This window comes from Mycoplana sp. MJR14, assembly GCF_029210525.1.
Classification (GTDB): Bacteria; Pseudomonadota; Alphaproteobacteria; order Rhizobiales; family Rhizobiaceae; genus Mycoplana.
In genome coordinates this window covers 275,722-290,500 of record NZ_JARGEO010000002.1, presented here as the reverse complement: position 1 = coordinate 290,500, position 14,779 = coordinate 275,722, and the positions used below count along the sequence as shown (strand labels likewise).

At 66.4% G+C, this 14,779-nt stretch carries 10 protein-coding genes; all 10 read right to left on the bottom strand.

The annotated features are described in order from the left end of the window. Positions 1 to 82: 82 nt before the first annotated feature. A complete protein-coding gene (locus tag P0086_RS05625) occupies positions 83 to 1,000 on the bottom strand; it encodes an MBL fold metallo-hydrolase (RefSeq protein WP_275783394.1) in 918 nt (305 codons plus the stop codon). A 433-nt stretch (positions 1,001 to 1,433) separates the two neighbouring features. Beyond that, on the bottom strand, positions 1,434 to 1,895 hold the full coding sequence (locus P0086_RS05620) for a cyclic nucleotide-binding domain-containing protein (RefSeq protein ID WP_112600187.1): 462 nt from the start codon (positions 1,893 to 1,895) through the stop codon (positions 1,434 to 1,436). 50 nt (positions 1,896 to 1,945) lie between these two features. Next, a complete protein-coding gene (locus P0086_RS05615) occupies positions 1,946 to 4,660 on the bottom strand; it encodes an ABC transporter ATP-binding protein (protein ID WP_148151942.1) in 2,715 nt (904 codons plus the stop codon). Positions 4,661 to 4,999: 339 nt separating this feature from the next. Further along, the gene (locus P0086_RS05610; protein WP_275783390.1) at positions 5,000 to 6,190 is read right to left on the bottom strand and encodes a glycosyltransferase; all 1,191 of its coding nucleotides are present in this window, start codon (positions 6,188 to 6,190) and stop codon (positions 5,000 to 5,002) included. Beyond that, positions 6,190 to 7,434, bottom strand: a complete 1,245-nt coding sequence (locus P0086_RS05605) for a glycosyltransferase family 4 protein (RefSeq protein ID WP_112600185.1) — start codon at positions 7,432 to 7,434, stop codon at positions 6,190 to 6,192. Before P0086_RS05605 ends, P0086_RS05610 begins: the two co-directional genes overlap by 1 nt. A gap of 7 nt (positions 7,435 to 7,441) precedes the next feature. Continuing rightward, a complete protein-coding gene (locus P0086_RS05600) occupies positions 7,442 to 8,647 on the bottom strand; it encodes a glycosyltransferase family protein (RefSeq protein ID WP_112600184.1) in 1,206 nt (401 codons plus the stop codon). A 70-nt stretch (positions 8,648 to 8,717) separates the two neighbouring features. Then, positions 8,718 to 9,893: an ABC transporter permease gene (locus P0086_RS05595; RefSeq protein ID WP_275783386.1), complete on the bottom strand. Its 1,176-nt coding sequence runs from the start codon at positions 9,891 to 9,893 to the stop codon at positions 8,718 to 8,720. After that, positions 9,890 to 10,888, bottom strand: coding sequence for an ABC transporter permease (locus tag P0086_RS05590; protein WP_112600182.1), 999 nt, complete (start codon positions 10,886 to 10,888; stop codon positions 9,890 to 9,892). The genes P0086_RS05595 and P0086_RS05590 overlap by 4 nt, the downstream gene beginning before the upstream one ends. 3 nt (positions 10,889 to 10,891) lie before the next feature. Then, positions 10,892 to 12,802 (bottom strand): ABC transporter substrate-binding protein, encoded by a 1,911-nt coding sequence (locus P0086_RS05585; protein ID WP_112611808.1) that lies wholly within the window; start codon positions 12,800 to 12,802, stop codon positions 10,892 to 10,894. Beyond that, positions 12,799 to 14,691, bottom strand: coding sequence for an ABC transporter ATP-binding protein (locus P0086_RS05580; protein ID WP_275783383.1), 1,893 nt, complete (start codon positions 14,689 to 14,691; stop codon positions 12,799 to 12,801). The genes P0086_RS05585 and P0086_RS05580 overlap by 4 nt, the downstream gene beginning before the upstream one ends. Between the last annotated feature and the right edge of the window lie 88 nt (positions 14,692 to 14,779).

Genomic DNA, 14,779 nt, shown 5'->3' with positions numbered 1-14,779 from the left:
GCGCCTCAGTGCCGCGCAGGAGCGCAGATGTCTGGAAAAAGGCGCAGGCTGGCCCTAAGAGAGGATCTGGCTTGAATGCGGATCAGGCGTCGACGGCGACCAATTCCACGACCTGACCGTCGCGGGCCGAGAATGCGTTCTGGAACTCGGCTGCGGCCTGCCGGTCGATCTCCTGCAGCTCCGCATCGGTGCGAAAGGGCGCGTGGTGCATGAAGGCGACGGATTTGGCGCCTGCGGCCCGGGCCAGGCGGATCGCCTGCTGCCAGCTGGAGTGGCCGTAGCCCTTGAACATCTCCATCTCGTCGTCGGTGTAGCAGGCGTCGTAGATGAAGAGATCGACGTCCCTGATCAGTTTCAGCACTTCCGCGTCGAGGACGCCCGGCTCGTGTTCGGTATCGGTGATCACCGCCACCGCGCGGCCGCCCCATTCGACCCGGTAGCCGATCGCCCCGCCGGGATGGTTGAGGTTGCCGGTGCGGATCGTCACGCCGCGGCGCGGCTCGAGCACGTCGCCGGCGTGGAAGTCGCCGTAGTTCAGATGCGCGCGGCACACTTTCGGGCCGACGGGGAACCACGGCGGGCTCATGAATTCCTGCACCATCTTGCAGGTCGTCATCTGGCCGGCGAGATGCCCGGACCAGATCTTCACGTCGCATTCGGGAATGTAGAGCGGCTTGAAGTAGGGCAGGCCGATGATGTGGTCATAGTGACAGTGGCTGAAGAACAGGTCGACCTTCTTCGCCCCTTCGGCCTTCATGGCGAGGCCGGCGGGCGTGATGCCGGAGCCGGCGTCGAACAGCAGGATCTCGTCGCCGCAGCGCATCTCGATGCAGACGGTGTTGCCGCCGTAGCGGCTGAACTGCTCGCCGGAGACCGGAATGCTGCCGCGCGTGCCCCAGAACTTCACCGACAGCACGCCCTGCGCGCCGTTGCTCTGCCTGAGCTGGCGGGGGGCTGTCGTCTTGCGGCTCGAATGCGGCGGCCTTCCAATCATGTTCATGTCTGCCTGACCTCTTCCAGTTCGCCTGGCATGGCGAAAGTCCCAGAGCGTCGGATGCTCGACCGGGTCCCTGGTGCGGAAATCGTCCTCATCGCCGACACGTATTATATGGGGTGTCGGCAGGATGTTTTTGACTCTGCACAAGCAGCAACCGGAATATTGCGTTCATTCGAGCATTCGTCTGCACTAGCCTTCCATAGTTTCCGCTTGCACCCGAGGTACGCCTGATCCCCCAAGCGTAGCGAATATGAAACTGTTTTGCGAGGACGAAGTTCGCACACGGGTTTTATACCTTGGTGGTGGCGAACCGGGGCCCCCGGCCGCACCGTCCCGCGCGCCATTCATCGGCCTCCCGCTGAAACGCCCGGAGCGGAAAAACGTTCCGTGCGGCGAGGCGGGGGCGCGCATGCGTCCGAAGGGCAGGGGAAGGCGCTCAGTCGGGCTTCCTTGCGCGGGCACGTTCGTCGGTCAGCTCCATCGTCGTGCGGCTGAGGCGGCCGGCGAGTTCCCGCATGATCTCGATCGTCATCTCCGGGAAGTCGGTCAGAAGCTTCAGGAAATGTTCCTTGCTGATGCGCAGCGCCTCGAGATTGGTGCTGGCCTTGACGGTCGCCGTGCGCGAGACGTCGCACAGGATCGCGATCTCGCCGACGATCGAGTTGTTCTCCACCTCGGCCACCTTGATCTGGCCGCCCGGCGCCTCCACCAGGATATCGGCGCGGCCGGTGAGGATGACATAGGCGGCATCGCCGTTGTCGCCCTGCCGGAACAGGATTTCGCCGGCGGCGTAGTGCACCCGGTCCGAGGTGAAGGCGAGAAGCTTCAGCTTCGTCGGATCCACGCCGGAAAACAGCGGCACGCGCCGCAACATCTGTACCTCGTCTTTCAACAGCATCGTCTTCGTCCGTCCCCTCGGTCGTCTGGCAGTCTAGCCATATTATGACATTATGACACCAATTCCCTGAATGTCGCGTTGTCTGCAAGTTCGGCGTGCTTGCCGTCGCCGACCAGCCGGCCCTTGTCGAAGATCAGCACCCGGTCGAACAGGTCGGTCAGGGTCGTGTTGGTCAGAACCCAGATGATCGAGGATTCCTTGTCGTTGTTTTCGCGCACGAGCGTCAGCACGTTGCGGCAGATCTGTTCCTGGGTGCGCGCGTCGAGCGCCGGCAGCGGCCGGTTGAAGATGTAGTAGTCCGACCGGCGCAGCAGCGCGCGGGCGAGGTTGAGCTTCTGGCGCTGCACCTGGGTGAGCCGGCGCCCGCCGGCGCCGAGATTGAATTCGAGCCCGATCGACAGCACCTGGTTGTAGAGGCCGGGTTCGCTCAGCAGCGCGATCACCATGGTGCGCACCCGCTCCGGCCCGTCGGCGTGGCGGTGGCTGACGCGGCCGAACAGCACGTTGTCCATCAGGCTGGCCGAAGCCATGTAGCTGTGCGGATCGTAGCGGTCGATGGCGCCCTTCAGCGTCTCCGGCAGCCCCTCGTGGAACTCGCGCCGGACCTCGACGATCGTCTTCATCAGCTCGTCGGTCAGAAGGCCGAAGCGGTGCCGCGGCTCGATATAGGCGAAGCTCAGCCGGATGATCCGGTGCTTGTCGTCGTCCGTCGTCTCGTCGAAGTCCTTGCCCTTCAGCTTCTGCAGCAGCTGCTGGTACATCGGGATGTCGTCCGGCGTCATGAAGGTCAGCTGCTGGAAGAACGGGTGGTCCGGCGGCAGACCGGCGAACAGCTCGACGGCGTTCTCGGCGATCTCGTAGCCCATCTCGTAGAGCATCCGGTCGAGCCCGCTGCGGCCGACGACGTCGCGGAAATAGCGGTTGCGGCCGATCGCCCGGCCGACCAGCTGCTCGCCGATCGCCGTGCCGAACAGGAGGTTCTCGCCGACGGTCGCCTCGATGTTGTAGCGGTCCGGCTCGAACGGCACGACGAGGTTGGAAAGGCCCGCCTTGTCGAGCTCCTCGCGGAAGGTGTGGCGGAGCTTGACGATGTGGGTGGTCAGTTCCTCGTGCGTCAGCGGGTCGACCGACGAGCGCAACGCCAGTTCGAGGATGTCCTTGGTCAGGTAGACGCTGTCGAGCACGGCGACGACCTGGGCGAACAGGTCCTCCGGCCCGGTCGCGCCGGCGGCCTCGTAGTCGATCCAGTCGCTCTCGATGTCGTGGTCCGGGTTGCCGGCCATCCGCGCCTCGCTGATCTCCCACTTGCGGAAGCTCGCATGCGCGTCCTCGTATTCCGGCTCGCGCATCGGCGCGTGCTTGAGCCCGTAGAGCAGGTTGTCGCTCAGCGAGCCGTAGAAGAAATAGGCGTCCGAGGAGACATAGGTGATGCGCCGCCCGGTCACCGATTCCGGGATTTCGAACAGGTCGGTGTCGCCGAGGGCGATGCGCCCGCTTTCCGGCCAGACGGAGCGGCCGATCGCCTCGGCGAGCGCGTCGCCGCCGGCCGCCGCCCCGCCGATGATGGCGGCATATTCGCCGCGCGGGAACTGCACCGAGATATGCTCGACCGTATGCGCGCCGCTGTCGTCGGAAAGCGTCAGGTTGGCGACGGCGAGTGCGCCGGCGAGCGGCGCCGCCTCCTCCGTCGACAGTTTCTGCAGTGACGGATCGATCAGGCTGTCGACCTTGAACTGCTCCACCACCTGATTGTACTTCACCTGCACGTCCTGGCGCGCCTGGTCCCAGTCGATCAGTTCCTTCAGGGGGCCGGGCAGGTCCTTGTAGGCGGCGATGACGGCGACGAGCTGGCCGATGTCGAGGCGGCCCTGCAGGGCCAGGTAGCCGCCGATGCTGTAGAACAGGAAGGGCGTGACCGAGGCGAGGAAGTTGTTGATGAACTTGACCAGGAATTTCCACTGGTAGAGGTCGTAGCGGATCTTGAAGATCCGCCCGAGGCGGGCGGCGATGTCGGCGCGCTCGAAATTCGAGGTGTCGTAGGCGTGGATCGTGTTGATGCCCTCGACGATCTCGCTGACGCGTCCGGCCAGCTCGCGCGCCGTCAGCTGCCGTTCGCGGCCGAGCACCAGCAGCCGGCGGCGCATGCGCGGGATCAGCACCGCCTGCACGGCGACGATCAGCCCGGCGATCATGCCGAGCCAGATGTTCTGCACGAAGATGAAGAACAGCGCGGTCGCCGCCTGGCCGCCGAGCAGCGCCGGCGCCACGAAGGCGTCGCCGGTAAAGCCGCCCATCGGCTCCACCTCGTCCTTGATCATGCTGGCGATTTCCGCGCCCTTGATGCGCTTGAACTGCGAGGGCGGAAAGCGCAGCACGCGGTCGACCAGCTCGAAGCGGATGCGCCGTAGCAGCCGCTCGCCGAGCCGGCCCTTGTAGGTGTTGATATAGAGCTTGAAGAGCCCGTTGACGACCACCAGCGCCAGGAAGACCAGGCTGAGCGCGATCAGCATCTGCAGCCGGTTCAGCTCGATGCCGGGGAAGAACACGACGTCGCCGAAATAGGGCAGGGCAAACTCGATCCGCATGAACAGCTGGCGCGCGGCCTCGCCCTCGAAGCCCTGACCCTGGATCGGGCCGTTGACGATCTGCTTGGGCAGGTCGAACGACAGGAAATAGGGAATCATCGACAGGGCGACGACGAGCAGGATCCACAGCTGCTGCGGCCGCGTATGTGTCCAGATGTAATGGGTTAGGCCTTTTTCCATGAACCGATCAGACCGTGGAGAGAACCGGGATCCGGGCGCTTCGAGCCCGTCGGGGCGTAGCGTTCGCATCCGCTTTGACTGAAGGCCGCGTCATGGCGACTTCGAACCGCGATATAGTCATCCTCGACGCTCCAGAAAAGGCCGGCCCGGTGATCCGGTCCGGTTTCATCGCCCAGATGTTCGCATTTTCCTCCGGTTGCGCCGCAGGGACGCGACGCACGCACAGCCTCGAGGATGCAGTGAAATGCGTTTTGGCAATGATTGCAAGGCCGCAGACGTATAGGCCGGTGGCGGTGCGTGCAATTCCGCAAGGCGGATCGGATGGCCCCGTGGCGCGCCTCAGCGCACGGCGCTCTCGCGCGCGAGCCGGCCGACCTCGGCGCCGGCTGTGAGGCGGCGGAGCAGGGCTGCGGTCTTCGCCGCCCCGTCGAGATCGAGAGGCGGGGCCGGCCGCGCCGGACTGTCGAGCGTGGCCTCTATCGCCTGCGTCAGGCGCTCCGGCGTGAGCGCCCGCTCTTCCACGACGGTTGCGATCCCCATGGCCTGAAGCCGCATCGCGCGGGCGGTCTGCTCGGTCTCGCCGCCGGCGGTGAACGGCACGAAGACGGCCCGGCAGCCGGCCCGCAGGATGTCGCAGACGGTGTTGTAGCCGGACTGCGAGACGGAGAGGCGCGCCGCCGTCAGCAGGCTCGGGAAGTCGGGCCGGAAGCGCTCGACGCGGACGTTTTCCGGTGCAGCGGCCACCGTCGCCTCGAAATCTGCCTGCGGCAGGTTCGGCCCGGCGATCACGCACCAGCGCAGCGCCTGCGGCAGGGTGCGGGCAGCGGCGATCGCCGCCGCGTTCAGCGCTGCGCCGACGGCACCGCCGCCGGCGGAGACGAGGATGTCGAAGCGCTCGGATGCCGGTTGCGGCGGCGGGGCGGCGACGAGGCCGGTATAGATCACCTTGTCGGCGATCTCTCCGGCGAGCGGAAAGCTGTCGCCGATCGCGGCGAATGTCGGATCGCCGTGGACGAGCACGGCATCGAAGCGCTGCCGGACGAGCGCCACGCTCTCCTCGTCGCGTCCCGGCTTGCTGCGTTCCTGCAGGATGTCGCGCAGCGAGGAGAGAACGAGCGGCCGCTCCGCCATGCCGGCGATCGCGTCCAGGAGCGGAACGAGCTCGAAGCGCACCTGCCGGCGGCCGAAGGGAAAGGCCTCGATGATCACGATGTCCGGCCGGGCCTCGCGGAAGGCGGCCAGCAGCATGTCGCGGCGGCGCGCCTTGAAGGCGTCGTCGACCGGTCTGCCGTCCAGGTCGGCGAGGCCGGAGAAGCCGGCGTCGCCGGCGACCACCGCCGGCAGCGCGACATGCCGGATGCCGGGGCCGGGAAAGCCGGAAACCGGCGTGCCGCCGGTGACCATCGTCACGTCGAAGCCGTCGGCGCAAAGCGCCTGCGCGATCCGGCTGGCGCGGGCGAGGTGGCCGATGCCGAGCAGGTGCTGGACGTAGAAGAAGACGCGGGGGAACCCGCCGGAGGCGCTCCGCATCAGGCGGCCCGCCACTCGGTCTCGAACAGGTCCTTCAGCTGCCGGATGCTGACATGGTGGTCGAACTCGGAGCGGACGCGCCGCTCGGCCGCCTCGCCGAGCCGCCGGCGCAGCGCCGGATCGCGGATCAGCCGCTCGATCGCCGCCGCCAGCGCCTGCGGATCCTCGGGCGGCACCACCAGCCCGTTCTCGCCGTCCTGCAAGAGTTCGGGGATGCCGGAAATGTTGGTCGAGACGCAGACGAGCCGCTGGCTGGAGGCTTCCACCAGCACGTTCGGCAGCCCGTCGCGGTCGCCGTCGGCGGTGATGCGGCAGGCGAGCGCGAACAGGTCCGCCTGGCGGTAGAGCTCCAGCACGTCCTTCTGGTCCGTCGCCCCCTGCCAGGTGATGCGGTCGGCGATGCCGAGCTTCGCCGCCAGCGCCTTCAGTTCCGGCAGGTTCGCCCCGCCGCCGATATGGGCGAAGCGCCAGGAGAGTTCCGCCGGCAGGAGCGTCAGCGCCTTGAGCAGGATGTCGTAGCCCTTCTTGTCGACCGCGCGGCCGACGCTGATGATCTTCACCGGATCGCCGGGATCGGAGCCGTCGCGGGCCGAATGCGCACCGGCGAACGGGCCGAAGCGGTCGAGATCGAGCCCGTGATAGGAAAGGTGCACGTGGTTCTTGCCGTTGGCGAGACCGCGCAGCCGCTCGAAGCCGGTCTGGTTGCAGGTCACCGTCCAGCGCGTGTCCGACAGCTTGCCCGCGAGCTCCCAGTCCGGCGAGGTCCAGATGTCCTTGGCATGCGCCGAACACGTCCAGGGAATGCCGTTCATCAGGCTGGTGTAGCGCGCCACCGAGGCCGGCGTGTGGATGAAATGCGCATGCAGCCAGTCCGCGCCCTCGGGCCATTCGGCGCAGAGCACCGCCGCCTGGCCGAACCGGCGCACCCGGTTCGGCGTCGGGTCGCGCCGGAGGTCCTTGAGGAAGGCGCGCAGGGCCGCGCCGAAGCCCGGCAGCTTCCGGCACTTCAGGAGCCCGCGCAGCACCCGCAGCGGCTCCTGGTAGAGATATTCCGGCAGGTAGTGCACCGGCGCCCTGATCTCGTCGTGGATCGGGTGGCGCTTGGCGTCGGTCGGATGCCGCATCGAGATCAGCGTCAGGTCGAAGCCGGCGCGCTCCAGCCCCAGCAGCTCCTGCGCGATGAAGGTCTCCGAAAGGCGCGGATACCCCTTCAGGACGACGACGATTTTCTTGCTCGATGTCAACGTGATGTCAGCCTTTTACGACGGTCAGCTGCGCGCGGGCCTCCTCCAGCAGATCGCCGACGATCTGGGAGATGTTGCGCAGGCCCTCCAGCGTCAGCGCCTGCGAGGTCTGCGACGGCGGCGGCCGATGGACCAGTTCCTTCAGCGCCTTGGCCAGCACCGGCGGCTGGCAGGATTCCTCCGACGACAGCATGCTGACGAGCCCGAGCTCGGAGGCGCGGGTCGCCCGGATCAGCTGCTCCTCGCGCGGATTGACGCGGGGCACGATCAGCGCCGGCTTGTCGAAGGAGAGGATCTCGCAATAGGTGTTGTAGCCGCCCATCGCCACCACGGCCTTCGCGCCGGCGATCAGCTCTTCCATCCGGTTGTCGAACTCGATCACCTCGACATAGGGGATCTTGGCGCCCTTCTTCAGCAGCTTCTGGCGCTGCTCGCCCGGCATGTAGGGGCCGAGCACGATCAGCGCCTTGTGCGTCAGCGCCGGGTCTTCCTTGTAGGCGTGCAGCACGTCGTGGATCAGCGAGGCGCCGTCGCCGCCGCCGCCCGTCGTCACCAGAATGTAGTCGCCCTTCGGCCGGTGCTCCGGCGCCGGCTCGTGCGAGACGCTGCGCTGCAGGAAGCCGACGAAATCCATCCGCCCGCGCACCGGCGGCGGCACGTCGAGCCCGACCAGCGGATCGTAGAAGTCCGGCGGCCCGTAGACCCAGATGCGGTCGTAGTAGCGGCCGATCTTGCGCATGACGTCGCTGCGCTTCCACTCGGCGTCCAGCAGGTGCGGCGCATCCATGACGTCGCGCAGCCCGAGCACCAGCGTCGTGCCGGAAGCCTTGAGATAGGACAGCGTGTCCTCGACCTCGCCGCGCAGGCCGAGCGGCTCCTTGTCGACGATGAAGATGTCCGGCTGGAAGCTCTCGGCGGTGTGGCGGATGATCGCCTGCCGCATCTTTAGCGTTTCCTGCAGGTCGATGTGCTGCTCCATCGACGTGTACTCGCCGTTGCGCAGCTTGATGACGCTCGGGATCTTCACGAAGTCGACGCGGGCGCGATAGTCGAAGGCGCCGGCGATCGGCGAGCCGGAGATGATCAGGATGTTCAGCCCGCGGAAATCCTCCACGAGCGAATGGGCGATCGTGCGACAGCGGCGCAGGTGGCCAAGACCGAACGTGTCATGGCTGTACATCAGAATTCGGGCGTCTTCCAGACGTCGCGTCATCGCACTTTGCTCTTCGTACGGGTCAAACGACCGAATTCTCTACCATGCCTATGCATCGCACATTTTCTTGTCACTTGTAAGGGTCTGCTGCATCGCGCAGCCCGTCGCCGAGGAAGTTGAAGGCCAGAATGACAAGTATGACGGGTATCATCGGATACAAGAGCCAGGGATAGAAAGCGATGACACTGACGCTGCGCGCTTCCGTGAGCAGGATGCCCCAGCTCGTGATCGGCGGCCGCAGGCCGAGGCCGAGGAAGCTGAGCGCGGTCTCGCCCAGGATCATGCCAGGGATGGAGATGGTGGCGCTGGCGATCAGGTGCGACATGAAGCCGGGGACGAGGTGGCGGCCGATGATGCGGCTGCTCCTGGCGCCCATCAGCTGCGCGGCGAGCACGTAGTCCTCCTCGCGCAGCGCCAGAAGCTTCGAGCGGACGGCGCGCGCAAGCCCGGTCCAGTCGAGCAGGCCGAGAATGACTGTGATGCCGAGATAGACCAGGATCGGACTCCAGCTTACCGGCATGATCGCCGCGAGCGCCATCCACAGCGGGATGCTGGGAATTGATTGCAACACCTCGATGACGCGCTGCACCATGAGGTCGAGATAGCCGCCGTGATAACCGGCAAGGCCGCCGATGACAATGCCGAGCGTGAAGCTGACGGCAATGCCGATCAGGCCGATGGTAAGCGAGATTCTCGCCCCGTAGATGATGCGCGACAGCACGTCCCGGCCGAGCCTGTCGGTGCCGAGCGCGAAGAACTGGCCGCCCTCGGCGGGGCAGACCAGGTGGAAGTCCGCCTCCCACAATCCCCAGAATTTATAGGGGTCGCCGGAGCAGAAGAAGCGCAGCCGCTGCACGTCGGCGGTATTGTCGGTATAGATCCGGCGCAGCGTGTCCATGTCGAGCTGCATCGTCCGCCCGTAGACGAACGGCCCGACCAGCTGGCCGTCGTGGAACAGCCGCACCCGCTGCGGCGGCGCATGGATGAAGTCCATGTTGCGCGTGTGCAGGTTGTAGGGCGCCAGGAACTCGGCCACCACGATCATCAGGTAGAGCGCCAGCAGGAAGATACCGGAGACGAGCGCGACCCTGTGCTTCTTGAACTTCCACCACATCAGCCGCAGCTGCGAGGCCTGGTAGACCTTCGCCTGGCCGGCGGTCATCGCCTCGACCGAATAGGGATCGAAGGGCGCGGTGGAAACGTAGTGCGTGAGCGGCGCGCCGGGCGGGGGAAGCGGCGAATTCATTTGGTGCTGCCCCCTTGCAGCCGGATGCGCGGATCGAGCAGCGCCAGTGCGATGTCGGAGACGAGGACGCCGACGACGGTGAGGAAGGCGAGGAACATCAGGAACGACCCGGCGAGATACATGTCCTGGCTCTGCAGCGCCTTGATCAGCATCGGGCCGGTGGTTTCCAGCGACAGCACGATGGCGGTGATCTCGGCGCCGGAGATGATCTGCGGCAGGATCGAGCCGATGTCGGAGATGAAGAAGTTGAGCGACATGCGCAGCGGGTATTTGACGAGCGCGCGGAACGGGTTCATGCCCTTGGCCCGCGCCGTCACCACGTACTGTTTCTGCAGCTCGTCGAGCAGGTTGGCCCTCAGCCGGCGCACCATGCCGGCGGTCCCCGCCGTGCCGATGATGATGACCGGGATCCACAGGTGCTCGAGGATCGACATGGCCTTCGCCCAGCTCATCGGCTCGTTCAGGTACTTCTGGTCCATCAGGTGGCCGATCGAGGTGCCGAACCAGATGTTGGCGAAATACATCAGGATCAGCGCCAGGATGAAGTTCGGCACGGCGAGCCCGAGCAGGCCGAGGAAGGTCAGCCCGTAGTCGCCCCAGCTATACTGGTGGGTGGCCGAATAGATGCCGATCGGAAAGGCGATGACCCAGGTGACGAGGATGGTGACGAAGGAGACGAGCACCGTCAGCCACAACCGGTCGCCGACGACCTCGGAGACGGGCAGCTGGTATTCGAACGAATAGCCGAAGTCGCCGTGCAGCATGCCGCCGACCCAGTGCAGGTAGCGGATCGGCGCCGGCTGGTCGAAGCCGTAGCGCTCGCGCAGCGCGTCGATCTCCTCCATGTCGGCGGCCTCGCCCATGGCGCGCAGTTCGGAGACGTAGCTCTCGAAATAGTCGCCGGGCGGCAGCTCGATGATGGTGAAGACGAGCATGGAGATCAGAAGCAACGTGGGCACCATGACGGCGATGCGCCAGAGGATGTATCTCAGCATCGATCAGGCGCTCCCGTCGAACCAGAAGGTGTCGGGCAGGTAGACCCCGAGGAAGGCCGTGGGGTCGAAGCCGTAGAGGCCCTTCTCCGGCACGTTCGTCAGGTTCCTGGCGGTGACGATCGGCTGCAGCGTGCCGTTGACGATGCCGATCGAGAACACCTGGTCGGTATAGATCGACAGCATCTCGGTCCAGATCGCCTCGCGCTCGGCCGTCGAGCTGGAGCGCTTCCATTGCCGCATCAGGTCGACCAGCCGCTTGGCCTCGGGCAGGTCGGGCGCCTCGCCCTTCTGCTCGGCGGACAAATAGTGCAGGCCCCAGACCGGCCATTGCAGCTGCTCGTCGCCGGTCGGCGCCAGCCCCGACGGCGACATGTCGGCGGTCGGGATGCCGTTGTCGATGCCCTGCTGCACCGAGACCATGATCTCGCCGCCGAGCGCGCGGCTGCGGAAGACGTCGCGCTGCGAGGTGCGCACGTGCAGCTTCAGCCCCACCTGGCGCCAGTGGTCGGTGACGAGCTCGAGCACGTCCGTCTCCAGCGTGCTCTCGCCGGCGGATTCGACGATCAGGCTGGCGGTGCGCCCGTCCGGCAGGAGCCGCAGGCCGTCGTCGTCGCGCGCCGACAGGCCCGCCTCGTCGAGCAGCTTGTCGGCGAGGTCGGGATCGAACTGCGCCCAGGCGTGCTGGTATTCGGGCTTGAACAGCGGGCTCTGCGGCAGGATGGTGTCGGCGCTCTCGCGCGCCAGGCCGAAGAAGCTCGCCTTGTTGATCTCCTCGCGGTCGATCGCGACCGACATCGCCCGGCGCACGCGCACGTCGCGGAACAGGTCGCGCCAGACCTTGTCGCCGCAGTTGAGGTTCGGCAGCAGCGCGATGCGCGAGCCCTGCGTGCGTTCCCACAACCGCACCTGCATCTTGTAGCGCTTCTCGGCGTCCTTGAGGAAGGTGTAGTCGACGAAGTCTAGGCCGCTCGTCTGCAGGTCGGTCTCGCCCGCGCCCGCCTTGGCGGGGATGATGCCGGAGGCCGACACGTTGAGCACCACCCTGTCGACATAGGGCAGCTGCTGGCCGGTCTCGTCGACGCGGTGGAAGAAGGCGTTGCGCTCGAAGATGAACTGCTCGGCCGGCGGCGCGATCAGGTTGCGCCACGGGTCGAGCGTCGGCAGGTCCGGGTTCTCCGGCCGGTAGGTGCGCGAACGGTTGATGTGCACGCCCGTCCAGTCGTCCTCGCCCTCCTCCTCGACGATCTTCTTCAGCGCCTCGGGATCGGCGTATTTCGGGTGGAACTGCTTCATGTAGTGGGCCGGCAGCGCCAGGGTCAGCGGCTGCGGCGAGGCGAGCCGGAGCAGGAAGTCGGGATTGGGGACGTCCCAGGAATAGCGCACGGTCAGCGGGTCGACCACCTCGAAGCGCGGCGGCTTTCCGTCGGACAGCAGGTCGAGCGGCAGCCCGCGCGGCCGCATCTCCTTGTTGTTGAGCACGTCCTCCCAGTAGTAGACGAAGTCGTCGACGGTGAAGGGATGTCCGTCCGACCAGCGGTGCCCCTCGCGCAGCCTGAAGGTGTAGACGCGGTTTTCGACCTGCTCGAAGCGCTCCAGGATGTCCGGCTGCAGCACGAGGTGCTCGTCGAAGCCGACGAGCCGCGCATAGCCGTTGATCGTCATCAGGCGGGTGTCCTTCTGGCTGCCGATGACCATCCGCGCCGTGCCGCCGTAGCGGCCGGGCTTGCGGTCCATCGCGGCCAGGTTGATGACGCGCGGCACCTTGGGCAGGCGCTCGGTCATCGGCGGCAGCGTGCCGTCGGCAAGTTTTTCCTTGAAGAACTCCGGCTCCTGCAGGGCGAGCGTCGCGCGCGCCAGCGAGGCGGGAAGGCAGGTGGCGGCCATCATGCCGAGAACGGTTCGACGTCTGATCACGGGCGTAGCTCTCTCACATCCGCGTTGCTACGGGCGAGCACGAGATGGCCTTCGCCGAGGTCGGCGGTTGCCAGGCCGTGTCCGTCGTCGTCCTGGCGGAACGGTGCGGACCAGTTCCGCATGTCGCTGGCATTCGCCGTCTTGAGCGTCGTAAAGTCCAGCGGACGGTCGAGATCCGGGAAGGGCACTGCGGCCAGGAGCGATTTCGTGTAGGGATGAACGGGCGCCCGCATGAGGATTTCACGCGGTGCGAGTTCGACGATCCGTCCTGCGCACATCACCGCAATCCGGTCGGCCATATAGTCGACGACCGCCAGATTGTGCGAAATGAACAGGTAGGTCAAGCCGAGGTCCTTCTGCAGGTCCTTCAGGAGGTTGAGGATCTGCGCCTGCACCGAGACGTCGAGGGCGGAGACCGGCTCGTCGCAGATCAGAAGCTCCGGCCCGAGCGCCAGCGCCCGGGCGATGCCGATCCTCTGGCGCTGGCCGCCGGAGAAGGAATGCGGATAGCGGCTGAGGTAGCGGCGGTTCAGCCCGATCACCTCCATCAGCGCGCTGACCGTCTCCAGCCGCGACTTCGGCGTGCCGCGCTTGTGGATCTCCAGGGGCTCGGAGAGGATGTTCTGCACCGTCATGCGCGGCGACAGCGAGGAGACCGGATCCTGGAACACCATCTGGATCTTGCCGCGCAGCTTCTGCAGCGCCTCGCCCTCGGCCGCCAGCACGTCGACGGGGCCGTTGCGGTCGTGGAAGATGATCTCGCCGGAATCCGGCGTCACCGCCCGCATCAGCATCTTGCTGACGGTGGTCTTGCCGCAGCCGCTCTCGCCGACGAGCCCCAGGCACTCGCCGCGGCGGATGTCGAAGCTGACGCCGTCGACGGCGCGCACCGGCGCCTCGTCGGCGCGGCGGAAGAAGCCTGCCTTGCGGATCTTGAAGGACTTGGTGACGTCGCGCACCGAAAGCAGGATGTCCGGTCCCGGCTGCTCCTGCCGCTCCTTGGAGACGCCGAGCAGGTGGGAGGCGTTCACCGGCACCTCGCGCAGCGCCTTCAGCCGTTCGCCGGGCTTCATGTCGAAATGCGGCACGGCCGCCATCAGGCCCTTGAGGTAGGGATGGCCCGGCCGGCGGAAGATGTCCTCGACCGGTCCCGCCTCCATGATCTCGCCGTGGTAGATCACCACCACCTCGTCGGCGACGTTGGCGACGACGCCGAGATCGTGGGTGATCAGCAGCATCGCCATGTTGAATTCCTGCTGCAGGTCCTTCAGCAGCCTCAGGATCTGCGCCTGGATCGTCACGTCCAGCGCCGTCGTCGGCTCGTCGGCGATCAGGAGCGCCGGCCGGCAGATCAGCGCCAGCGCGATCATGGCGCGCTGGCGCATGCCGCCCGACAGCTCGAAGGGATACATCCGGTAGGCGCGCTCGGGCTTGCTGAAGCCGACCATGCGCAGCATCTCGATCGTGCGCTCGTAGCGCTCGTCCTTCGACATCTCCTCGTGGATGGTGAGAACTTCGCTGACCTGGTCGCCGACGGTGTGCAGCGGCGACAGCGAGGTCATCGGTTCCTGGAAGATCTTGCCGATGCGCCGGCCGCGGATGGCGCGGATGTCCGGCCCGTCCTGCGACAGTTGCAGGATGTCGGTCTGCGTGCCCGCCAGCGGATCGTTGAAGAGAATCCGGCCGCTCGCGGTCGCCGCTTTCGGCAGGATGCGCATGACCGACTGGCTGATGACCGACTTGCCCGAGCCGGATTCGCCGACGAGCGCCGTCACCCTGCCGGGAAGCACCCGCAGGTTTGCCTTCTTCACGGCATCGATCTGGCCCCCGAGCATGGCAAACGAGATGCTGAGATCTTCAATCCGTAACAGATCTGCCCCTAAGATCATGTCCGGAGTTTCCTTCGGTTACTTTATGTGCCTTCCCAATCCGCAGGCACACTAGCCGAGCGCCTGCCGGCTGTCCATGCTCTTTGCA